Source organism: Micromonospora sp. R311, assembly GCF_056780015.1.
The window spans coordinates 47,652-69,217 of sequence record NZ_JBSWCE010000026.1 but is presented as its reverse complement, the minus strand read 5'-3'; the positions used below and the strand labels follow the sequence as shown (position 1 = coordinate 69,217).

Genomic DNA, 21,566 nt, shown 5'->3' with positions numbered 1-21,566 from the left:
GCTCGCAGACCGGCCCGGTCGGGTCCTCGGCACGGCGGGTCCACCAAGGGTGCCAGGGGTGGCGATCAGGCGAACAGCTCCCGGAACCCCTCCCGCCAGGACGGGTACTCCAGGGTCAGCCCCAACTCAGACTTGGCCTTGGCGTTGCTGGCCGGGCGGAGCTGGGTGCCGTAGTACACGGCGTGAACGCCGATCTGTTCCCCGGCCTCCTCCTCGGAGACGCGCCGCGGCGCAGGGGCGCCCAGGATCTCGGCCAGGTAGGGCAGCCACTCGGCCTGGGCGGCGGGCTCGTCCCCCACGATGTTGTAGATACCGGGGCTTCCCCGGTCGACCGCCTGCAGGGTGGCCGACACCGCGTCGCGGACGTGGACGAACGGATACCGCCCGGTGCCCTCGCCGACGATCGGCACGCCGCCGGACCTGACCCCGGTCACCCATTCGCCACCCGGCCCGATCGCCGTGCCCGCACCGTAGAGAAAGCCGTATCGAAGGACGACGCCGTCGATTCCCGGGGTGCCCGACACCAGGGTCTCGGCCGCGATGTTCGCCCGTATGTGGCTTCGGATCGGTTCCGGCGCTTCCAGGTACAGCGGCGCGGACTCGTCCGTGGGCCCCGAGCCGACCGGCTCGGTCATGAAGCTCGCGCTCTGCGCGACAACCCGACGGGTGCCGGCCTCACGAGCCGCCGCCATCAGGGTCTTCGTGCCCTCGCTCCGCAGCCGGTTGGTCACCTCCAACCACTTCGCGTAGTCCCGAGACGGCGCGGAGAGCGCGGTGATCTGGTTGACGATCACCTCCGGTCCGGCCTCGAGGATCGCCTGCCGCACCGCAGCCTCGTCGAGCCCGTCCATCAGTGCCGGCCGCGCCCCGAGCGCTTCCACGACTGGGAAGTTCTCGGTCCGGTGGGTGCTGGCCGTGACCTCGTGGCCCCGGTCCACCAGCGCCTCGACGAGAGGGCGGCCCAGGACTCCGGTTCCGCCCGCGACGAAAATCCGCACTGCGGTCTCCTTGCTGGAACGGGCAACTCCCCCGGGCTGTTGCGGGTCCACCACCGTGCCGCGGCCTACCGACGGCCGGGGATCGACTGTATCGCCGATCACCTGCCCGGATGTCCCAGTCCGACTCATCGTGACCCCGGCCCGCCCCGATCCGGGCACGGGCTCCGACCAGCGCCAGTGAGCCTCGACCCGAGCAGTACGGCATTGGCAGTCGGTCCGAGCCGAGGACCTGATCCCGCACGCCGCCAATGCCCGGTATTCGGCGAACGAGGGCACCAGGGGCTTTTCCTTACCGCTGATTGACCCGTACCGACCAGCAGCCTACGGATTGGAGCTACGTCGCGGCGCGCATTTGTCTGGCGAACTCCGCCCAAAGCTCATGCGGCGCGGCGACGAAATCCATGAATGGGGGTTCTCGACGACTTCGAGCGGGCCCTGCCGAAATGGGTAGGAAGCTCTCGATCTGGGGCGCGTCGCCGCTTTGCGAGGAGGGTGTCCGTCGAGCGGATGATCCGGGACAGGGAACTAACCGCTCCCTTCCACTATCAACATATACCGCACCGGGGGTCTTGCGGCAAGACCCGGATCGTGCCGCAGAATAGCCGGCCGAGGCCAACACCTACGAAATGGGTAGCGGAAATGCGAATGTTGTTGTCCACCATCGGGGCGCGCGCGAACCGGGTTTCGCTGACGCGCATGGTCTTCACCCAATAGGACGAGAGCGAGCCTGCGTAGGCCACTCGGCAGGCAGCCGCGTCTGAACCGGTTGGGCGACGTACGCCCACTCCGGCCGAGTGGACGCCGGCACACCACCTGTCTGCGGGGGCTTCGGCGGCACGCCCGTGCGCGCCCGCAAAGGCGTCGCCCGGGAGGCCATCGAGGCGATCCGTACGCAGAACCGCGCACCCGTCTTTCATTGCGAACGACCTCTGATCGGAGCTATCCGTGAACCTCCTGCCCACCAGCGTGTTCGACCTTCCCGACCACCTCTCCCCCAAGGCCGACCCGGCGCTGATCGCCGGCGACGAGCAGCATTTCGGGCTCATCGCGGAGAGCCTCGAGCAGTCGATCACTGACCTGTCCGACCGCCTCGAGGCCGCGCGCAAGGCGCCCGGTGGCAGAGGCCGGCGGGCGGTGGACCGCGACCAGGAGATCCACCGGCTGACCGCTCGCCTCCGTGGACTGCGTCGCTTCGGCCTGGACCTGTGCCTGGGACGCATGGTCGGCGCGGACACCTCCGAGCCCGTGTACGTCGGACGATTCGGCCTCAGGGACAGCGCGGGTCGTCAACTGTTGCTCGACTGGCGCTCCCCGGCGGCTGAGCCGTTCTTCGGGGCGACCCACGCCAACCCGATGGGGCTGGCAAGCCGCCGCAGGTACCGCTGGACCGGCGGCCGGATCACCGACTACTGGGACGAGATGTTCACCGCGGACGGGCTGGAGGGGCACGCCGCGCTCGACGACCAGTCCGCCTTCATCGCCAGCCTGAGCGGCAGCCGGTCCAACCGGATGCGGGACGTGCTCAGCACCATCCAGGCCGACCAGGACGCCATCATCCGCGCGGGATCGAGCGGCGCGCTCGTCGTCGACGGCGGTCCGGGTACGGGGAAGACCGTCGTCGCGCTGCACCGCACCGCCTACCTTCTCTACGCCGACCCTCGCCTCGGTCACCGCCGGGGCGGCGTGCTGTTCGTCGGTCCGCACCAGCCCTACCTCGCCTACGTCGCCGACGTCCTCCCCAGCCTCGGCGAGGAGGACGTGCAGACCTGCACCCTGCGGGACCTCGTCCCCGAGGGCGCCGCGGCGACCGTCGAGACCGACCCGGACGTGGCCCGCCTGAAGTCGTCCGCGGACCTGGTGACGGCGATCGAGGCGGCCGTCAGGTTCTACGAGGAGCCGCCGGCCGAGGGGATGACGGTCACGACCGACGAGTCCGACATCTGGCTGAGCGCCGACAACTGGGCCGAGGCGTTCAAGGCGCCGGGTCCCGGTACCCCGCACAACGAGGCGCGGGACGAGATCTGGGAGGAGCTGCTCACGATCCTGATCGACAAGTACGACGGCGACGAGCCGGACGACCTGGTCCGCGGGTCACTGCTGCGGAACACGGAGCTGCGTACCACCTTCAACCGCGCCTGGCCGCTGCTCGACGCGGCCGACCTCGTCGGAGACCTCTGGTCGGTGCCCGCCTACCTGCGGAAGTGCGCTCCCTGGCTCAGCCTCGACGAGGTCCGGAAGCTACAGCGCGGCGACGCTCGGGCCTGGACGGTGTCCGACCTGCCGCTGCTGGACGCGGCGCGGCAGCGGCTCGGCGACCCGGAGGCGTCGCGGCGCAACCGCCAGCACGACGCTGCTGTCGCCGTCGAACGAGAGCGCAGGGCCACGGTCATCGACGAGCTGATTGAGGCTCACGCCTATGACGACGGTGAAGGTGTGCTGTCGAGCCTGCGCCAACTGGATCTCCAGGATGCCCTGATCGACGAGTCCGCACTGCCCGGCGTCGACCCGGACCAGCTCGCCGGCCCGTTCGCGCACATCGTCGTCGACGAGGCTCAGGAACTGACCGACGCCGAGTGGCAGATGTTGCTGCTCCGCTGCCCGTCCCGGAGCTTCACGATCGTCGGGGACCGCGCCCAGGCCAGGCACGGGTTCACGGAGTCGTGGCAGGAACGGCTCGAGCGGATCGGGCTCGACCGGATCAACCTGGCCACCCTGAGCATCAACTACCGGACGCCGAAGGAGGTCATGGCGGAAGCCGAACCGGTCATCCGGGCCGTGCTCCCGGACGCCAACGTGCCGACCTCCATCCGCAGCAGCGACCTCCCCGTCGTACCCGGAGCTGCCGCTGATCTGAACTCGATCCTCGACACCTGGCTCGCCGCGCACGCCGACGGGATCGCCTGCGTCATCGGCGATCCCACCTTCCAGGCGACGTCCCGCGTCCGGTCGCTGACCCCGGAGTTGGCGAAGGGGCTCGAGTTCGACCTGGTCGTCCTCGTCGACCCCGAGGCGTTCGGCGAGGGCGTCGAAGGAGCGGTCGACCGCTATGTCGCGATGACCCGGGCGACCCAGCAACTGGTCATCCTCACGAGCTCCTGACAACGTGGGCCCGCGCCGCAGCAACGTGCGGATCGGGCTCTTGAGCGGTTGCCCGCCACCTTCCGGGGTCCGACGGGGGCGTCCGCGCGGGTGAGGGGGGCCACCCGCGCGCACGCCGGCTCAGCGCAGCCCGTACGCGTCGACCACGGTCTGGTCGACGGTGTTCCCGGCCCGGTCCCGGGCGGATGCCCGCAGCGACAACCGTGCCGTGCCCGGCCGGCACGAGGGCGGTGAACCGGGTGCCCGATCCGTGCACCGGCACCGCCCGCCAGCTCTTTCCGCCGTCGAACGACACCTGGCCCGGTGGGCCTGGCGTCGCTGCAAAACGCCGCCCGGTGGTCGGCGGGCGTCATCAGGAGAAGTGCGTCTTCGGCCGGGTGAGCCGCTCCCCATCGACGATCAGGTCGACCTTCTCGTTGTAGAAGGCGATCAGCCCGGCGATCGGCAGGAGCGGGCTGGTGGGGAAGGTGTACGACCAGGCCAGGTCCGGATGGACCCGGCCGTTGACACGTACGGACCAGTAGCGGCTGGTCCGGCCCTTGTACGGGCAGGAGGAGGTGGTCTCTGACGGCACGAGGTGCCCGAAGTTCACCTCCGTCCGGTTGAGGTAGTAGCGGGTCGGCAGACCGGTCTCGAAGACCAGCACCGGCGACGCCGACTCGGCCAGCACGACCCCGTCGAGTTCCACCCGTACCCGGCGGGTGGACCGCAGCGCGTCCACCCGGGCATACGGATTCCGGGGGTGCACGAAGACCTCTTCGTCCTCTTCGAACCAGCTGTCCATGGCGGCCCAGTCGAACCGGACGGTGTCCGCCAACCCGGGCAGCGCGTCGTCTCCGTACCACCGGGCGGACGAAGGACGGGAAGTCTCGCCGACCCGCAGCCCGTGCACCCGCCCGGTCCCACAGCGGATCCGCTCCGTGCGGTGCTCATCGATCAGGAGGCTGCGGTTCACGTCGGCGATTGGGATGTAGTAGTGGGGGTAGAAGGGCCACTCCCACACGTACTGCGCCCGCCTGGTGTCCAGCACCAGTGCGCCGGCGAGGTAGGCACGGATCCGGCGGGGCACCGGTTCGACCCGGTCGCCCGGGGTGATCGCCTTCGGATGGTCCGGCACCTGGTCCTCCAGTTTCGCAACAGCCTCGGCTCCGGGGGGGGTATTGGCTCAACGATCAAAGGGCTCGGGTGTCTCGCGCGGTTTGTGCCGCAGGACCGGAGTTCGTCTGTGAACCTGTCCGCGTGGGTACCACAGGTGGGTGTGACGCAGTCGAGCTGAGGGTGCACGCATTTCCGGCGCGACTGCGGAGCGGATTCTCGACCATCCCATCGTGGTCCGCGTCGCCGGCGACCACCATGCGGGCTTCTATCGGATCCGGCCCGGAACGGGCGCGGGGGGCGGCGCGACGGAGGGGGTCGTTGTCGAGGCGTACCGCTGGGGTGCGCTGACGGCCGGCGCCGCGGTGCGGACGGCGTCGATGCTTCTGTTGCTGCCCTTCATGCTGGTCAACGTCGCGGTGTGGATGCGCCCGACGACGACGGACCGGTTCCGGCTGCTCTGCACCGTCTGCCGGCTGCTCGCCGGCAGTCTCACCGCCGCCTTCGTTCTGTCCGTCATCGGCGTCACGCTGGACCTGGTCGGCTGGCAGTGCGTGCCGTACGACGAGTGCCGGGACGGCCGTCCGTACCTGGCGTGGCTGCATGCCCTGCCGGTCGGCGCCCGCCTGGCCGTGCTGTCGATCATTCCCCTGGTCGCGCTGCGCCTCATCTGGAGCATCGGTGTGCGGTCCGCCCGGACGTTCGAGGGGTTCGGCCGGCCGCATCCGAGCACGGCGCCGGCCGAAGGACTCACGGACCCCGGCTTCTGGGACGACGAGCGCACGCCGGCCTGGCTGCGCCATGTTCACCTGGGGATCGGCGTCGCCACGCTCGACGCCGGCCTGCTCGGTGGGCTCTCCGACAGCGGCGGCGGAGGCAGGTTGCTGCTCTTCGCCACGTTCGCCCTGCTGGTCTACTGCGGGGTGATGCTGTGCCTGCCCGTGCCGACCAGCCGCGAGCGGGTGCGCTCTCTCCTGCGCCCGCTCTGGGTGGGCACGGTCGGGGTGACCGTTCTCAGCTTCGGCTACGCGGTCCTCACCCGGACCGCCCAGCCGGTGATCGGGCAACTGCCCGGCTACGAGGGAGCAGCCGCCACGCTGATCGCGGCGCAGGGCTGTCTGCTGGTCGTGCTGGCGGCGATCACGCTCGCACGGTCGCGGCGGACCGTGCCGGGGGTCCAGCCTTTCCTTCGTTCGTTCGGAACACCGGTGTTGGCAGCGGCGTCGGTGATCGCCGGTCAGGCCTTCGCCGCCACCCTGGTCTACCGGGTCGCCGATGTGCTCGACCGCGGCTCCGTTCCCGGTCCGGTCCCCATTCCGTCGGGCGTCGCCCCGCTAGACCCACCCGTCGGCTACTGGTGGGCCGCGCTCGCGGGGCTCGCAGCGCTCGTCGTGGTGGCTGCGGCGGGTGCGAGCGGACTGCTGCTCAGCCGTCGACGACGAGCTGCCCTCGCCGATCGCATCGTCCAGCAGGACTATCCGGATGCTCCGGCGGATGCGGCGCCCCGGTTGGCAGTGGTGCGGAAGACCATCGCCCGATCACACATGACCGAGGAGCTGGGACCCATGCTGGTGGCGTTCTTCGTGATCTCCTCGCTCGGCTTGGCCACCATCGCCCTCGACCTGATCGGAATCGGCCCCACCCAGGTCGCGGCCCGGCTCGGTGCGGACCACCGGACGAACACCCTCCTCGCCGCGTACCTGACCGACGCCGGTGTCTGGATCATCAGCCTCCTGGTGATCGGCCTGCTGATCCTCGGTCTTCGCGCCTACCGGTCAGCCGAGGCCCGACGCCTGGTGGCGGTGCTGTGGGACCTGGGAAACTTCTGGCCTCGCACGGTCCACCCGTTCGCGCCACCGTGCTACGCGGCCCGAGCGGTGCCCGAGCTGGCCAAGCGCGTCTCCGCGCTCGCCGGGCAGGGCGTCGTGATCATCTCGGGACACAGCCACGGCTCGATCCTCGCAGCGGCCACCATCCTGCAACTGCCGCCGGCCGTCCGACGCCGGGTGGGACTGCTCACGCCGGGCTCTCCGCTGCACCGCATCTACGCCCTCCTCTACCCGGCCTACTTCGGCCCTCGGACGCTGTGCGAACTCGGCGAACGGCTCGACTGGCGGTGGCGGAACCTGTGGCGGGCCACCGACCCGATCGCCGGACCGATCTTCGACCGGGGACCGGAGGATGGTCCGCCTCACCCGCGAGCGGGGGCGAGGGCGGTGGATGTCCGGCTCCCCGACCCCAGCGGCCTGACCATCGACCCGACCGACACCGTGCCGCCGCCGGTCGAGCGGCACTGGCCCTACCACACCCAGCCGGCGTACCGGGATGCCGTACGAGAGCTGGTCGACCAGGCGAATCAGCAGGGTGGTTGCGGTCCGCCCGACCGGCACTGACAGCCGAAGGGGCCGGCCCGCCGTCGGAGCCCGGCCCGACGAATGGGGCATTTCTCCAGGCCTGACCGGTTGCCCGTCGATTAGGCTGCGAACTGTGAGCGGCAGCTGAACGCGACGGTCGGCAGCCGCAGCCCGACGCTGGCCAGACCCGTCGAAGTCTCGCGACGCCCGGGTGGGCCGGCGTCTTGAACGGGGGTAGCGGTGGGCGACCGGTACGACAGCTACGCCCAGCTGGCCGCCGTCGAAGCAGAGGGCGTCGACTACATCCGGACGGCGCTCAACGTGCCGACGACCTCGTGGGCAGCCATCGCGATCCACGGCGGCGGCATCGAGGCCGGCAGCGGCGAGGTCGCGCTGGCCGTCGGAGACGGGCTCATGGACACCTACGTCTTCGCCGGCATCAAGGCCCAGCGCAACTCGGATCTGCACATCACCTCCATCGATTTCGACGAGCCGCAATGCCTGGCCCTGCTGGGCGGTGCGGACAGAACCATCTCCTTCCACGGCTACACCGGCGCGACCGGCGAAGCCGAAACCGCCCTCGGCGGGATGGACGGCGACCTGGAACGCGCGATCTCGGTCGCGCTGACCGACAGCGGGTTCAGGTGCACGTCGGGTTCGAGGGAGATCGCCGGCACGAATCCCCGCAACATCTGCAACCAGAACCAGCGGGGTGCCGGAGTGCAGCTGGAGCTGTCCCATGCGCTGCGCACGTCGTTCTTCCCCGACGGTGATCTGTCTCGGGCGATGAGAGAGTCGGGGCAACGGACCCAGCGCTTCTACGACTACGTTGCGGCGATCCGGTCGGTGGCCGGAGAAATCTAGAGGCCGGGATATTCGGCGCGGAGGTGTCGTCCGGCGGATGCGGGAGGCGACGGTGGGTCCGGGCGGGGCCCGGATGCGGTGGGTGGAGGTGTCGGGTGAGGAGCCGGTCCGGGTCTACCTGCACGGCCTGGGGGCCATGTCCGCGCCGTACTTCGTCCCGGTGGCTACCCACCCGGAACTGGCCGGGCACCGGTCACTCTTCGTCGACCTGCTCGGCCACGGGCTGAGCGATCGACCGCCGGACTTCGGTTACACGCTGGACGGGCACGCCGCCGCCCTCGCCACGGCGCTGGACTCCGCCGGGGTCCGAGGGGCGGACGTGGTGGCCCACAGCATGGGCGGCGGGGTGGCGATCGTGCTCGCCCACCATCGGCCCGACCTCGTCGGCCGGCTGGTGCTGGTGGAGGCCAACCTGGAGCCGAGCCCGGCACCGGCGGTGGGCGGCAGCGGGATCAACGCGTACACCGAGGCCGAGTTCCTGGCCGGCGGTCTCGCGGAGACCCTCGACCGGGTCGGACCGCTGTGGGCCGCCACGATGCGGCTCGCTGACCCGGTCGGCCTGCACCGCAGCGCGGTGCAGCTGGTCGCGGCGACCCGACCCACGATGCGGCAGATGCTGGTGCGGCTACCGATCCCCCGGACGTTCATCCAGGGCGAGCAGGGCTCCCCGGTCCGGGACCCGGACGGCCTCACCGCCGGCGGGGTCAGGGTGCTGACGGTGCCGAACGCCGGGCACAACGTCATGCTCGACAACCCGGACGCGTTCGCCCGGGTGACCGCCGCCTGCCTGACCATCCGGGCCCGGGCCGGCTGACCGGGGTGCCCGGTGCCGGTGCCGATGCCGCCGAGCGGCTGCTCGTACCCGCGCCGCCCCGGTCCTCAGCCTTCCTCGCCACCGGCCGCACCATCGCCATCGGGGTACTGGTTCCGGTTCCGCCGGCCTATCGATGGTGTTGGTGGAACGATGCAAGACGTGGGAACTGCGAAAACTGCTATGCCTGCTGTCTCGCCACTTGCTGGCGAGCCGATCAAGCGTGCCGATGCCGAGCGGCTCGCGGGAGTGCTGAAGGCGTTCGCCGACCCGGCCCGACTCCGACTGCTCAGCCTGATCCAGTCCGCTCCGGACGGCCAGGCGTCCGTCAGTGATCTCACCGCGCCGCTCGGTCTCTCCCAGCCGACCGTGAGTCATCACCTTCGGATCCTCACCGAGGCGGGCCTGCTCGAGCGCGAGAAGCGCGGCGTCTGGGCCTACTACCGCCTGGTGCCGTCCGCGATCACGGCGATAGCCGACCTGTTGACGCCGCCCCGCAAACGGGCGGCGAAGAAGGCCCGCTGAGCGGCCGGGCCACCGTCCGGGTTGATCATGAACCCGGTCCTGGCCGGACCCCTCACAGCCAGGCTCTGGCCGTTTGCACGCTCCGGCGGTCGTCGCCGGTTCTCAGTTCGCCCTGGTCCCGTCCAGCGCGGCATCGATGAGAGTCGCGGCGGCGGTGCGGGCGTGACCGGCGGCCTCGCTCGTGCCGGCGATGGCGGCGGTGGTCTGCGCCCCCTCGGCGAGGATGGCGAGCTGGGAGGCGAGCGACACGGGGCCGCCGGCCTCGGCGATGAGTTCGGCGAGACGGGCCTGGAACTGGGCCTTGTGCTCGCGGACGAGGTCGGCGATCCGTGGGGTGCTGGCACCGAGCTCGCCGAAGGTGTTGATGAACACGCAGCCGCGGAAGTCGTCCTGGTCGAACCAGCGGGCCAGCATGTCGTAGACGGCGAGCAGCCTGGCGCGGGGCGTCTCACCGGTCGCGACGGCCGCGTCGACGAGCTCGTTCCAGATCCGGCGCCGGCGGTGCAGGACCTCTTCGACGAGGCTCTCCTTGGAGGGGAAGAGCTGGTAGAGACGCTTGAGGGAGACGCCGGCCTCGGCCCGTAGGGCGTCCATGCCGACCGCCTGGATGCCCCGGCTGTAGTAAAGCCGGTCGGCGGCGGTCAGCACCTTCTCGCGGATCGCCTCGTCGGCCTGCGCCGGCATGTTTCCCCTCCCTCTGTCCGGGCCCGGTGACGACGCTCACGGCGGGATGCCCACCGTGGGACTAGCGGCGAGAACGGACGTTCTCTAGGCTACCCCACGAGACCGGAGAACGACCGTTCTCCGAACGTGACCCGGGAGGCCGTCATGCCGTACATCACCGTCGGGACCGAGAACAGCACCAGCATCGACCTCTACTACGAGGACCACGGCCAGGGGCAGCCCGTCGTGCTCATCCACGGCTACCCCCTCGACGGGCACTCCTGGGAGAAGCAGAGCGCGGCTCTGCTCGACGCCGGCTACCGCGTGATCACCTACGACCGGCGGGGCTTCGGGCAGTCCAGCCAGCCCACCGTCGGCTACGACTACGACACCTTCGCCGCCGACCTGCACACTCTGCTGGAGACACTCGACCTGACCAACGTGGTGCTCGTCGGCTTCAGCATGGGCACCGGCGAGGTGGCCCGCTACCTGAGCCGGTACGGCTCCACCCGGGTCGCCAAGGCCGCCTTCCTGGCCTCGCTGGAGCCCTTCCTGCTCAAGACCGAGGACAACCCCACCGGCGTGCCGCGGGAGGTCTTCGACGGCATCCTCGCCGCCGTCACCGCCGACCGGTACGCCTACTTCACCGACTTCTACCGCAACTTCTACAACACCGACGAGACGCTGGGCGGCAGGCTCTCCGAGGAAGCCCTGCGGAACAGCTGGAACGTCGCCGCCGGCGCCTCCTGGTACGCCTCCAGCGCGGTCGTACCGACCTGGGTCACCGACTTCCGGAGCGACATCGACAGGATCGACGTGCCGGCGCTGATCCTGCACGGCACCGCGGACAACATCCTGCCGATCGACGCCACCGCCCGCGAATTCCACAAGCGGCTGCCGCGGGCCGACTACGTCGAGATCGCCGACGCCCCGCACGGCCTGCTCTGGACCCACGCCGCCGAGGTGAACGAGGCCCTGTTGGCCTTCCTGGCCAAGTAGACACCGGCCAACCGAGGACGGGGCCGCCGCAGCGGGGCGGCTCCGTCCCGACTCCGGCGACGCAGTGCGCTCCGGGCAAGCTCGCCGCTCGGGACCGGGCGCAGCCCGTCATCACGGCGTACGAGACCGGTCTGGTGACGCCGGAGCCGCGCTGACCGCCCCGCCCATCCACTCCCGACGTCGGAGGTGATCGACCTCGACGTCTGGCCGCGGCCGAAGGCGACCACGTGGCCGCCTTCGCCGGGTACGAGCGGCGGATGCGCCCGTTCGTCGCGATCAACCAGGCATTGGCCACAGAGAACCCCGGCGGCCCGGCATCGGAGGAGTCCGTCGACCGCGCGAAGCGGGCGATCTCCCTCGACGGCTGACACGGGTCGCCGGGGGCGACGGTCAGGCACTCCGGAGGTCGTCGGCGGTGGGTGCCGCCCGGACGCGGGATGGCCGGGCGGTGCCTCCGGCCATCCCGGGAGGGTCCGGTATCGCGACGGGGACGCGCCCCGTTCGGCTACCCTCGCAACCGGGGACGACGCACCGGGTCGCCCTTTCGCACACCACCGTGGCTGCCGCCGACGACGTCGATCCGGCCGCCGCGGCACCCGACTCCTCGGCTGGTGCGAAGGGCGTACATGACCACGCGACCGCAGGACGGCCCCTGGCGGTCCCGGGACTTCCGGCTTCTGATCGCCGGCCAGACCGTGACCCAACTCGGCACCGACGTCACCACACTCGCCTTCCCCCTGATCGCCGTCCTGCTCCTGGACGCCACACCGTGGCAGCTGGGCGTGCTCGTGGCCGTGCAGAACGGCGCGTTCCTGCTGCTGGGCGTGCCGGCCGGCGTGTGGCTGGAGCGGCGCCGGCTACGACCGGTCCTGATCGCCACCGACCTCGTCCGGTGCGCCACGCTGGTGACCGTCACCGTGGCGGCCGCGCTGTCCTGGCTCAGCCTGCCGCTGTTGATGGCGGCGGCCGCGCTGATGGCCGTCATGCGGGTGCTGTTCGACATCGGCCACCAGTCCTACCTGCCGATGGTGCTGGGCCGCCGGCACCTCCTGCGGGGCAACTCCGCCGTGGAGACGGTCCGCTCCTCCGGGCAGGTCGCCGGCCCCAGCCTCGGCGGGTGGCTCACCCAACTGGTGGGCGCCACGAACACCCTGCTGGTCGACGCGGCGAGCTTCCTGCTCAGCGCCGCCGTCCTGGCGCGCATCCGGACGCGCGAGCCGGCGCCACGGCGGAGCGGCCGCTCCGGACTGGTGCCGGACGCCCGCGCGGGGCTGCGCTTCGTGCTGACCCATCCCGTCCTGCGCGCGATCGCCGCCACCAGCGCCCTGTCGAACCTCCTCTTCACCGCCGCCACGGCGCTGCTCGTCCTGTTCCTGGTCGACGCCGTGGGCTTCGCGCCCGGCACCGTCGGCATGCTGCTCTCCGCCGCCCCGGCCGCCGCGCTGCTCGGCGCCGCCACGGCCACCCGGTTGGCCCGCCGCGTCGGGTCGGCCCGGATCATCTGGCTGTCCCTGGCGGTGACCAGCCCGGCGAACCTGCTGGTCCCGCTGACCGGCCCCGGCTGGGGCGCCGTCTTCCTCGTCGCCGGGCTCGTCGGCGGCGGGATCGGCCAGGTCGTCTACGGAATCACCCAGGTCACCTACCGGCAGACGATCGTGCCCGACCGGTTCTTGTGCCGGATCAACGCCAGCATGCGCTTCCTGGTCATGGGCGCGATGCCGCTCGGGGGACTGCTCGGCGGCGTGCTCGGTGACGCGCTCGGCGTCCGCGCCGCCCTGCTCGTCATCGGGATCGGGCTCACCCTCGCGCCGGTCCCGCTGCTGCTGTCGCCCCTTCGTCACGTACGTGAGCTGGAGCAACTGGTGTCGCGGCCGGTAAGCGGCGAGGTTCCGCCGGCAACCGGCCGGACGGCCGCCGAACGCCGGCGGCGGCGACCCGCCTCCACCCGACCCGGCGGTCCCCGGCATCGCGCACCGGGCAGCCGGCGGGCCGCGCGTCGCACGTCGGTCCGATCGTGATCGCCGGAATCCGCCGGTGGGCAACCGCGGGCCTTCCGCCTGCTCCTCCCCTGTCGTGCGTCCGGGCAAGGGAGGAGCAGACGCGGGCCGCGCGCCCGGGTCAGCGGGCGGTCTGGACCCAGTCCTGGTAGCGCGTGGGGGCCAGGTGGGCGTCCGGGCCCGCGATGAGCACATCGCCGGCGACGACCGCGAACATGCCGGCCTTGTCGTCCGTGACGACGGTCCGGTCGTCGTGCTGTGCGGTCAGGGTGATCCTGCCGAGGTCGTCGAGGGCGAAGACGTCCGGGCCGGCGACGTTGCGGATGCCGTTCAGCGGCGTGCCGGTGGTGACGTCGACGACCGCGTCGACCACGTCCGCGGCGGCCATCGGCTGAACCCGGGTGGCGGGCAGGTGCACCGTGGTGTCGTCGGAGGTCCAGGACAGGACCGCGTTCACGAATTCGAAGAACTGGGTCGCGCGCACGATGGAGTACGGCGTGGGCCCCTGCCGGAGCAGGTCCTCCTGCAGCGTCTTGGCGCGGTAGTAGTCGAGCTGGGGCACCTGGTCCACCCCGACGATCGAGAGGATCACCTGGTGCCGGACGCCGGCACGCTCCCCGGCGGCCAGCAGGTTGGTCATGGAGGTACGGAAGAAGTCGACCGACGCCTCGTCGAAGGTCGGCGAGTTCGCGACGTTGACCACGACCTCGGCGCCCTCCAGCGCCCGGTCCAGCCCCTCCCCCGTGATCAGGTCGACGCCGGTCGACAGCGCCGCGGGGACGGCCTCGTGGCCGGCCGCGGTCAGCTTCTGGACCACCTGCGAGCCAATCAGTCCGGTACCACCGATGACTGTGATCTTCATGGCTCTCACCCTTCCAGGACGTGCCGGAGGACACGCCAGCTTCGCCGAGGACCCAGCCCCGAACTCGGATACTTTCTGTCCGAGACGATAGTCGGATACTCTGTGTCCGAGTCAAGCGGGGGGTCGTATGAAGCTGTCCGGCGGGGTCGAGTGGGCCCTGCACTGCTGCGTCGTGCTGACCACGGCGACGGAACCCGTGCCGGCCGCCCGGCTCGCGGAACTGCACGACGTCTCCGGCAGCTACCTGGCCAAACAGTTGCAGGCACTGTCCCGCGCCGGCCTGGTGACCTCCGTCCAGGGCAAGGCAGGCGGATACGTGCTGACCAGGGCACCCGAACTGATCAGCATCCTCGACGTCGTCACCGCCGTCGACGGCGCTCAACCCACGTTCGTCTGCACCGAGATCCGCCAGCGGGGCCCCCTGGCGACACCGCAGGAGGCCTGCACCCGGCCGTGCCCCATCGCCCGCGCGATGGCCGGCGCCGACGCCGCCTGGCGCGCCGCCCTCCAAGCGGTATCCATCGCAGACCTCGCCCGCGGTGTCGACGACGACTACGGCCCCACCGCGTTCGCCAGCATCCGCAGCTGGCTGAACGGGCCGAACGACGGCGATACCGCGAGCCCCGAGCGGGGGTAGCCGCGCGCGGCGACGTCGGCCTCCGCCTGCTCGCCGATGACGTGGGAAGGGTGGTCGTGCCGGGCGGCACCGGTCCCGCGCCCCAGGGTTAGAGCCGGTCGGGTGGGGTAGACCCGCCTTCCACTCGGCTGGCGGGACCCTCCTCAGCCCGCCACCTCCGGTGGGCCGAGATGTCTCGGAGGGCCGATGTCAGATGGACCAGCGGGAGTGCGCGGGCCGGCGACGCCGGATGACGTGGTGGAGTTGCGGGTGCACGGGATCGCCTCCGCAGGTGCCTGCGAGGTGTTGGACCAACCGCACGTGCAGCAGGTCGCGGGGGATCGCAGCGCGGGCTTCTACCGGCCACGACCTGGCTGCTCGGAGGTCAGCGGCCCGCGCGGGGTGACCCTGGAGGCGTACCGGTGGAGTGACCTGCCCTCCGGCACCGCGGTCCGGTCCCTGTCGCTGCTGTTCGTGCTGCCGTTCATGCTGCTCAACGTGGCGATCTGGATGCGACCGGGAAACCCGGCTTCCGACGCGGTGGTCAGATCGCTGTGCCGGGTGCTGGGCCTCACCCTGACCGCGCTCTACGTGCTTGCCACCGTCGGCGTCGCGCTGGACCTCGTCGCCTGGCAGTGCATGTCCTCCTCGGCCTGTCTGTCCGGCCGTAGCTGGCTGTCCTGGCTGGGTGGACGGCCCACCGGGTTGCGGCTGGCGGTGCTCGCGCTGGTGCCCGCCGCCGCCATCGGCCTGATCTGGTGGGCCAGCACGCGCCCGGGACGGTCGTTCACGGCGTTCCGCCCGCCGGAAAGCCAGGTTTCCAGGCACCCGCTCAGCACCGTGGGCCCGTGGGACGCCGAGCCACTGGTGGGACGGCTGCGCTCGATCCACGTCGCCGCGGCGTTCGCGACACTGGACGGCAGCCTGCTCGTCGCCCGGGCCGCACAGGGCGCCTCAGCCATCACCGTCGTTCTGGCGGTGGCGACGGGAGCGGTCCTGGCCACCTGTGTGGCCCTGCTCTGCACCCCTCCACTGATCGACCGGGCCGCCACGAACCGGCGGCTCGACGCCGCCTCCCGCCTGCTGCGCACGACCGCCATCGGTCTCACCGTCGCGGTCGGCGCGCACGTCCTGACCAGCCCCACGCGCTGGCAGGAGGGGGGTGGTCTGCCCGGCTACGGCTCGACCCTCACCTGGCTGTTCGTCGCTCATGCCGGGCTGCTGGCCGCCCTGGCTTCCGCGCTGCTGTGGCGCCGGGACCGACAGCCGGGTCATCCGCCGCTACTCGGGCTGGGCGCGCTGGCGACCGGGACCGTGGCCGCAGGTCTCGCGGTGGCGTTCTCCGCCGAAGTCGTCCACCGGGTGGCCGACTACCTGGACCGCACCGCCTCAGCCCCGCAGGACATGGTCCCCCGCCCACCGGCGGCGTACACCTGGGCGATCTACGGCTTCTTCCGGGCGGCGCTGATCACGCTGGTCGTCGCCGGCCTGGTGATCCTGATCTCCCGACGCGGCCGCTCCCGCGCGGCGGCCGCGATCGTCGCACGCGACTTCCCGGACCCGCCGGCGGAGGCCGCGCCCCGGCTACGGCAGGTGCAGCAGGCGATCGTCCGGGCCCGGTTCACCGAATGGCTGATACCGCTGGCCGTGATCTACGCCGGCCTCGCCGGACTCAGCGCGGCAACCACCGCACTGGACCTGCTCAGGCTGTATCCAGCCGACGTACTCGAGCGGTACGCACGGGTGCCGGGCGACCTGGTCAACTTCGGCATCGCGATGGGCAGCTACGCGATCGCGGCGACCATGGTCGGTCTGGTGATCGGCGGAATCTTCGCCTACCGGACCGCCGGGTTCCGGCGCCACGTCGGCATTCTCTGGGACCTGGCCACCTTCTGGCCGCGCGCCGCCCATCCCTTCGCGCCGGTCTGCTACGCAGAACGATCCGTGCCGGAGCTGGTACGACGCATCACCTACCTGGTCGAGAGCGGCAACGCCGTCCTGCTCTGCGGGTACAGCCACGGTTCGGTACTGGTCACCGCCACCATCCTCCAACTGCCGCCCCACGTCAGCGGCCGGGTCGCCCTGATCACCTACGGCTCACCACTGCGCCGGCTCTACGCCCGGCTCTTCCCCGCCTACATCAACGACGACATGCTGCACGAGGTGGGTGGTCGGGTCGGCTGGCGATGGTTGAACCTGTGGCGTGACACCGACGCCATCGGCGGATGGATCTTCGCCGCCAACCGGCCGGACGCACCTGTCACCGTCACCGGCCCGGCGGCAACGGTGGACCGCCGACTCCGGGACCCCCGCGACGTGGTCGTCCCACCCAGCGACAGCGTCCCGCCACCGATCAAGGGACACGGGCCCCGCGAGTCCGACGAGGCGTACACCGAGGCGGAACGGGAGCTGGTCGAGCGCCTCCGCGAGCCGATGGACCCAGGGCCGCCTCATCCGGCCGACCCACCCGCCGGACGATGAATTCGACGCCCCGACCAGGCCCGGTTCCTGGCGCCGTCACCGCTGGCCCGCCCGCCCCGCCCCGCCCCGGCAGCTGGCCGATCGGCGGTGAGCGACGCCGGAAGCGGTGATCACCGCCACGACGGCGATCACCGCCCCCGGGCCGACGCGTCCGGCGTCAGGCGTGGATGATCGACGCCTTCGTCACCGGTGATCCCGCTCTGCCGGGCTGGTGGCGACGGATCCGGCAGCCTGCCGAAGGCGTGGCGGACCTGGCTGTTGGCGTCCGCCTGAGTGAGGCCGGACGCGACCAGCAGGTCGCTGGCCGTGGTGCGGATCTGGGCGAGGACGACGGTGCCGGAGAAGCCAGGGCCGATCCCGTACGCCGCGCCGGCATGTTCGACGGCCTGCAGGGCTTTCGCCCGCGCATCGAACGGCTCCCGTCGAGCGGCGAACTCGTCCCGAAGTATCCGCACCGCCGTGGCAAGGGCGAGAACCGCGTCGATCATCGCCGCCGAGACCGGCTCCTTGTCCTCGATGACCGTGACAGCTCGGCGGATCAGTGTCCCGCTGCTGCCCATCGCTCTCTCCAACGGCTCGGCGGTTCGGGAGTAGTGACTGAGCACACCGTGCCGGTGCCGCCATGACAACGGAGAGAGCCGGGTGACCTCCCGTGCGCCCGCCACCGCCTCCCGCAACACCCGAAGTTCCTCCTGGTTGCCGCGCAGTCGGTCCCGGGCCCGGATCGCCCGCTCGATATCGCGCTCGCACAACGCCTCTGCCGTTTCCGTCAGCTGTTCGACCAGCGTCCGCAGCGCCGGCCCGGCAGCACGCCTGACCACTCGCAACGGGTTGACCGGCAGGAGGATCGCCGTGGCCAGTGCGACACCACCGCCGAGCAGCGCGTCGATGAACCGGGAGAACTCCACGTTCGGGGCTTGCCGGCTCAACGTGGTGATCAGCACTGCGGTGCTCGCCGTCTGGATCACCACCGCCGCCCGACTGCTGAGGGCGAAGGCCACGAGGATCGCACTGACGACAACCAGGCCGAGCTGCCAGGGCCCGGTGCCGATGAGAGACAGCAGGGCGTCACCGACAAGCACCCCCAGCGCCACACCCACGACCAGCTCGACGATCCGCCGTACCCGCTGCCCTACGGACACGGCCAGCGTCCCGACCGCGGCGAGCGGAGCGAAGACGGGACTGGGATTGCCGGTCACTTCGTGCGACAGCAGCCAGGCGGTCACCGCGGCGATGCCAGCCTGTAGGGCCACGATGCCGCCGCCGTACACCCGGACCGCCCGCTCCCGCACCTTGAGCCGTTGGACGAGCCGGTCCTCGGCGGCACCCCCGCCACCCGCCCGCACGAACCGTTCCCAGCGGGAGCCGGGACGCCTCTCCAGGTCTCGGTGCCGTGGCACCTCTTGATGCATGCTCCGCGTTACCCGTGAATGCGCGCCGTACACGGCCGACGGCGACCTGCGCGCGGAACACCGCGGCTGTACGAATACCCGGTTCTTCGGGTCACCAACCTCGTCGGGTCATGGCAGCGGACCGTCGGTCTTCGCAGTCGCGCTGAGTCGATCCCGGATCAGCGCGATCACGGTGTCGGCGGTCCGGTCGAGGTGACTGCGGCCATCGGGTAGCCGGGCCTCCGGGCTGATGTAGCTGCCCGGACCGACGTGGGTGGCCGGGTCGAGCCAGTGCACGGAGATCTTCCCGGCGCGGGCGGCCCGGTTCCATCCGCTCCGGCGGAACAGCCGCCACCGCTGCGGGAACATGCCGGTGCCGACACGTTCGATCCAGTCGGTGGTACTGGTGAGCCGGTCGAGGTGCTGGGCGTGGGTGATGTCGTTGGCGCCGTTGTGGAACCCGCCGAGAGTGATCAGCCAGAGCGGGCAGCGCAGCTCGGACCAGAGTTCGTCCACCGCGCCGGTGGCGACCTGGGCGCCGCCGCTGTAACTGAGAATCACCACGGGGATGCCGCTGTCACGCCGGTAACCGGCGAGCCGGAGCTGGGTGGCGATCTGCGAGCCGACGGCACGGTTGTACAGGGGACGGTACCGGCGGTCGGCGGCGACGAAGATCTGCACCACGTTGTGCAGGAACAGCACCAGCCCGATGCGGCGGCGCAGCCACTTCCACACCGGCCGGTCGGCGAGCGGATCGGCCAGCGGAGAGTAGGGCTGCACCTGGCCCAGCACCCTGAGCTCCGGCGCTGCATGGATCACGGACTTGACCAGTCGGCCGCCGTCCCGGGTGTCGTGGAAGCGGCGTTTCCCGATACCGTCCAGATAGACCAGGTAGGCGTCCGGAGGGCGGTCCGGGTCCGCGCCCCGGGCGTAGGGCATGCCCCGCGGGAGCTCGGTGGTGGGCGTCCGCCAGCCGGCGGCATAGGCCAGCACCTCGTAACGGGCGAGCAGAGCTTCGGCGAGCAGGACCGGCCCGAGCCCGAAGAGCAGCAGCAGGAGCGCGAACTCGATCATGCCAGTGGCTCCGCTGCTCTTCTCGTGTTCAGCCGCGCCACCAGGCGGCGAACGCCCTCGACGGCGACGCCGAGGCCGATTCCCGCGACGGCTACGCAGCCGGCGGCGTCCCACCAGCCGAGCCCGGCCACCGCGGTGAGCGCGGTGGCGAGGCCGGCCCCCACTCCCACCATGAGCAACAGGTGCAGCAGCGGCCCGAGCAGCGGGAACGCGAGGACCGCGGCAAGCAGCAGCGGGGCGGCCAGGCCTGGTGTCCAGACCAGCGCGGCCTCCTCGGACGGTGAGGTGGGCAGCACCAGCTCGGCGAGCGTCCACGCGGACAGCGGCCAGAGCGCGAACACCGCGCCGTCGACCACGGCGCCGGCCAGCATCAACCCGACCACCCGGACGCGCGACGCGCCGGACAGACGTGCCACCACGGGTACGAGACGCCCGGCGGCCTCGGACAGCCCGGCGAGGAGGAGCAGAATGGCGACAACGGGGGACATCGGTCAGCCCTCCGATGGCAGACCGCCGGGGCCCGGCTGAGTGACCGGGCCGGTCTGCTGCACGTAGCGCTCGAGTTCGTCGGCGGCCCGCGCATAACCGCCTGCCTCACGCTGGGCGGCCTTGAGGGTGTTCGCGGCGGCCCGGAAGCGGGGCTCGTCGAGCAGGCGCCGGGCGAGGGCGCGCACGGCCTCCACGTCGACGTCCTCGGTGCGGATCGAGAGGCCGGCATCGAGTTCGACGATGCGGGAAGCCACCAACTGCTGGTCAGCGCCCTGCGGGACCACCAGCATGGGGACGCCGGCGTACAGGGCCTCGTTGACGCTGTTCACCCCGCCGTGGGTGATGAACAGCGCTGCGCGGGCCAGCACCTCCGGCTGCGGTACGGAGCGGTGGGCGATCACGTCGGCCGGCAGCGGACCGAGCGCGGCGGGATCGGTTTGTCCGGTGGAGAGGATCACGGTGCCGCCCAGCGGGGCGAGCGCGTCGGCGAAGCCGCGCAGCAGCCGCGGGTCGGCCTTGAACACCGTGCCCAGCGAGGCGTACAGCACCGGGTCCCGCAGCCGGTCGAGCGGGAACGACGGGTCGGCCGGGCGGGCGCCGACGCTCGGTCCGACGAACCGGTAGGACTGGTCGAAACTGTCGGCGTCGGGGTGGAACGCCCGCGAGGTGTAGACCAGGTTGAGCGGCTGACGGATGTTCGCCAGGTCGATCAGGGGCACCGCATCCGTGTCGTGCCGGCGGCGCAGCTCCCAGCGCGACTTCAGGTACCCGCCGGCGTTGCGGGGCCGGGCCGCCGCCGCGGCGAGCAGCTCCCAGGAGCCGCGGGTGGGGCTGGGTACGTGCCGGTTGAACGCGAACGTGGTGAACGACGACGCTGCCGGCACGCCGAGTTCCCGGGCGGCCACCGGCCCCCAGAGGCAGAGGGAGTCGTGCACGATCAGCTCGGGCCGGGTGCCGCGCAGATCGGTGAGGACGCCGGGCAGCACGCGTACGGCCGTGCGCGCAAGCTGCTCCATCACCGTGACCGGCGTCGGGGGGCCGGCGAGCGGTGGCTCGTCACCGGAGTAGAGGAGCACTCGCGCGCCGGTGGCCGCGATCTCCTCGGCGTAGGCGGGCGTCGTGTGGTAGGTGACGGAGTGGCCACGACGAACAAGCTCGGCCACGACCGGCAGCGTCGGGTTGATGTGCCCGTGCATGGCGACGTTGAGGAATGCGACTGCGCTCATCGGCCGACCCCGGACAGGAAAG

General features: G+C 71.4%; 18 protein-coding genes. 10 read left to right on the top strand and 8 right to left on the bottom strand.

Annotated elements, in window-relative coordinates:
- Window positions 1–65: 65 nt before the first annotated feature.
- On the bottom strand, window positions 66–998 hold the full coding sequence (locus AC1WTP_RS22175) for an NAD-dependent epimerase/dehydratase family protein (RefSeq protein ID WP_481651187.1): 933 nt from the start codon (window positions 996–998) through the stop codon (window positions 66–68).
- Between the two features lie 954 nt (window positions 999–1,952).
- On the opposite strand from AC1WTP_RS22175, the gene helR reads away from it, so the two are divergent.
- Window positions 1,953–4,097: an RNA polymerase recycling motor ATPase HelR gene (gene helR, locus AC1WTP_RS22170; protein WP_481651232.1), complete on the top strand. Its 2,145-nt coding sequence runs from the start codon at window positions 1,953–1,955 to the stop codon at window positions 4,095–4,097.
- 352 nt (window positions 4,098–4,449) lie between these two features.
- Here the strand turns inward: helR and AC1WTP_RS22165 are convergent, their stop codons facing one another.
- Window positions 4,450–5,214: a DUF427 domain-containing protein gene (locus tag AC1WTP_RS22165; RefSeq protein ID WP_481651186.1), complete on the bottom strand. Its 765-nt coding sequence runs from the start codon at window positions 5,212–5,214 to the stop codon at window positions 4,450–4,452.
- A 211-nt stretch (window positions 5,215–5,425) separates the two neighbouring features.
- Here AC1WTP_RS22165 and AC1WTP_RS22160 point away from each other — a divergent pair, with 211 nt between their 5' ends.
- The 4 genes from AC1WTP_RS22160 to AC1WTP_RS22145 all read left to right on the top strand — a co-directional run bounded on the left by AC1WTP_RS22160 (window position 5,426) and on the right by AC1WTP_RS22145 (window position 9,746).
- Window positions 5,426–7,585, top strand: coding sequence for a hypothetical protein (locus AC1WTP_RS22160; protein WP_481651185.1), 2,160 nt, complete (start codon window positions 5,426–5,428; stop codon window positions 7,583–7,585).
- A gap of 201 nt (window positions 7,586–7,786) precedes the next feature.
- A complete protein-coding gene (locus tag AC1WTP_RS22155) occupies window positions 7,787–8,410 on the top strand; it encodes a poly-gamma-glutamate hydrolase family protein (RefSeq protein ID WP_481651184.1) in 624 nt (207 codons plus the stop codon).
- A gap of 37 nt (window positions 8,411–8,447) precedes the next feature.
- The gene (locus AC1WTP_RS22150; RefSeq protein ID WP_481651183.1) at window positions 8,448–9,224 is read left to right on the top strand and encodes an alpha/beta fold hydrolase; all 777 of its coding nucleotides are present in this window, start codon (window positions 8,448–8,450) and stop codon (window positions 9,222–9,224) included.
- 150 nt (window positions 9,225–9,374) lie between these two features.
- Entirely contained in the window at window positions 9,375–9,746 is a 372-nt protein-coding gene (locus tag AC1WTP_RS22145; RefSeq protein WP_481651182.1) for an ArsR/SmtB family transcription factor, read from the top strand.
- Between the two features lie 102 nt (window positions 9,747–9,848).
- Here AC1WTP_RS22145 and AC1WTP_RS22140 read toward each other — a convergent pair whose 3' ends face one another.
- Complete coding sequence (locus AC1WTP_RS22140) at window positions 9,849–10,430, bottom strand: TetR/AcrR family transcriptional regulator (protein ID WP_481651181.1); 582 nt, start codon at window positions 10,428–10,430, stop codon at window positions 9,849–9,851.
- Between the two features lie 144 nt (window positions 10,431–10,574).
- Between AC1WTP_RS22140 and AC1WTP_RS22135 the strand changes: the two genes are divergently transcribed.
- From AC1WTP_RS22135 to AC1WTP_RS22125, 3 genes are all read left to right on the top strand, one after another.
- A complete protein-coding gene (locus AC1WTP_RS22135) occupies window positions 10,575–11,408 on the top strand; it encodes an alpha/beta fold hydrolase (protein WP_481651180.1) in 834 nt (277 codons plus the stop codon).
- 227 nt (window positions 11,409–11,635) lie between these two features.
- On the top strand, window positions 11,636–11,776 hold the full coding sequence (locus tag AC1WTP_RS22130) for a hypothetical protein (RefSeq protein WP_481651179.1): 141 nt from the start codon (window positions 11,636–11,638) through the stop codon (window positions 11,774–11,776).
- A 258-nt stretch (window positions 11,777–12,034) separates the two neighbouring features.
- The gene (locus tag AC1WTP_RS22125; RefSeq protein WP_481651178.1) at window positions 12,035–13,426 is read left to right on the top strand and encodes an MFS transporter; all 1,392 of its coding nucleotides are present in this window, start codon (window positions 12,035–12,037) and stop codon (window positions 13,424–13,426) included.
- Between the two features lie 100 nt (window positions 13,427–13,526).
- Here AC1WTP_RS22125 and AC1WTP_RS22120 read toward each other — a convergent pair whose 3' ends face one another.
- Window positions 13,527–14,267, bottom strand: coding sequence for an SDR family oxidoreductase (locus AC1WTP_RS22120; RefSeq protein WP_481651177.1), 741 nt, complete (start codon window positions 14,265–14,267; stop codon window positions 13,527–13,529).
- Between the two features lie 127 nt (window positions 14,268–14,394).
- On the opposite strand from AC1WTP_RS22120, the gene AC1WTP_RS22115 reads away from it, so the two are divergent.
- On the top strand, window positions 14,395–14,904 hold the full coding sequence (locus AC1WTP_RS22115) for an RrF2 family transcriptional regulator (protein ID WP_481651176.1): 510 nt from the start codon (window positions 14,395–14,397) through the stop codon (window positions 14,902–14,904).
- A 186-nt stretch (window positions 14,905–15,090) separates the two neighbouring features.
- On the top strand, window positions 15,091–17,364 hold the full coding sequence (locus AC1WTP_RS22110) for a hypothetical protein (protein ID WP_481651175.1): 2,274 nt from the start codon (window positions 15,091–15,093) through the stop codon (window positions 17,362–17,364).
- 128 nt (window positions 17,365–17,492) lie between these two features.
- Here AC1WTP_RS22110 and AC1WTP_RS22105 read toward each other — a convergent pair whose 3' ends face one another.
- From AC1WTP_RS22105 to AC1WTP_RS22090, 4 genes are all read right to left on the bottom strand, one after another.
- Window positions 17,493–18,710: an FUSC family protein gene (locus tag AC1WTP_RS22105; RefSeq protein WP_481651174.1), complete on the bottom strand. Its 1,218-nt coding sequence runs from the start codon at window positions 18,708–18,710 to the stop codon at window positions 17,493–17,495.
- 174 nt (window positions 18,711–18,884) lie between these two features.
- A complete protein-coding gene (locus tag AC1WTP_RS22100) occupies window positions 18,885–19,829 on the bottom strand; it encodes a hypothetical protein (RefSeq protein ID WP_481651173.1) in 945 nt (314 codons plus the stop codon).
- The gene (locus tag AC1WTP_RS22095) at window positions 19,826–20,317 is read right to left on the bottom strand and encodes a hypothetical protein (protein ID WP_481651172.1); all 492 of its coding nucleotides are present in this window, start codon (window positions 20,315–20,317) and stop codon (window positions 19,826–19,828) included. Before AC1WTP_RS22095 ends, AC1WTP_RS22100 begins: the two co-directional genes overlap by 4 nt.
- 3 nt (window positions 20,318–20,320) lie before the next feature.
- A complete protein-coding gene (locus AC1WTP_RS22090; RefSeq protein ID WP_481651171.1) occupies window positions 20,321–21,544 on the bottom strand; it encodes a macrolide family glycosyltransferase in 1,224 nt (407 codons plus the stop codon).
- Window positions 21,545–21,566 lie beyond the last annotated feature (22 nt).

Bases quoted from the DNA above. Each gene is read 5' to 3' on its own strand.
- AC1WTP_RS22150 (WP_481651183.1), top strand. From the start codon at position 8,448: ATGCGGGAGGCGACGGTGGGTCCGGGCGGGGCCCGGATGCGGTGGGTG.
- AC1WTP_RS22145 (WP_481651182.1), top strand. From the start codon at position 9,375: ATGCAAGACGTGGGAACTGCGAAAACTGCTATGCCTGCTGTCTCGCCA.
- AC1WTP_RS22140 (WP_481651181.1), bottom strand. From the start codon at position 10,430: ATGCCGGCGCAGGCCGACGAGGCGATCCGCGAGAAGGTGCTGACCGCC.
- AC1WTP_RS22135 (WP_481651180.1), top strand. From the start codon at position 10,575: ATGCCGTACATCACCGTCGGGACCGAGAACAGCACCAGCATCGACCTC.
- AC1WTP_RS22125 (WP_481651178.1), top strand. From the start codon at position 12,035: ATGACCACGCGACCGCAGGACGGCCCCTGGCGGTCCCGGGACTTCCGG.
- AC1WTP_RS22120 (WP_481651177.1), bottom strand. From the start codon at position 14,267: ATGAAGATCACAGTCATCGGTGGTACCGGACTGATTGGCTCGCAGGTG.
- AC1WTP_RS22115 (WP_481651176.1), top strand. From the start codon at position 14,395: ATGAAGCTGTCCGGCGGGGTCGAGTGGGCCCTGCACTGCTGCGTCGTG.
- AC1WTP_RS22110 (WP_481651175.1), top strand. From the start codon at position 15,091: ATGTCAGATGGACCAGCGGGAGTGCGCGGGCCGGCGACGCCGGATGAC.
- AC1WTP_RS22100 (WP_481651173.1), bottom strand. From the start codon at position 19,829: ATGATCGAGTTCGCGCTCCTGCTGCTGCTCTTCGGGCTCGGGCCGGTC.
- AC1WTP_RS22095 (WP_481651172.1), bottom strand. From the start codon at position 20,317: ATGTCCCCCGTTGTCGCCATTCTGCTCCTCCTCGCCGGGCTGTCCGAG.
- AC1WTP_RS22090 (WP_481651171.1), bottom strand. From the start codon at position 21,544: ATGAGCGCAGTCGCATTCCTCAACGTCGCCATGCACGGGCACATCAAC.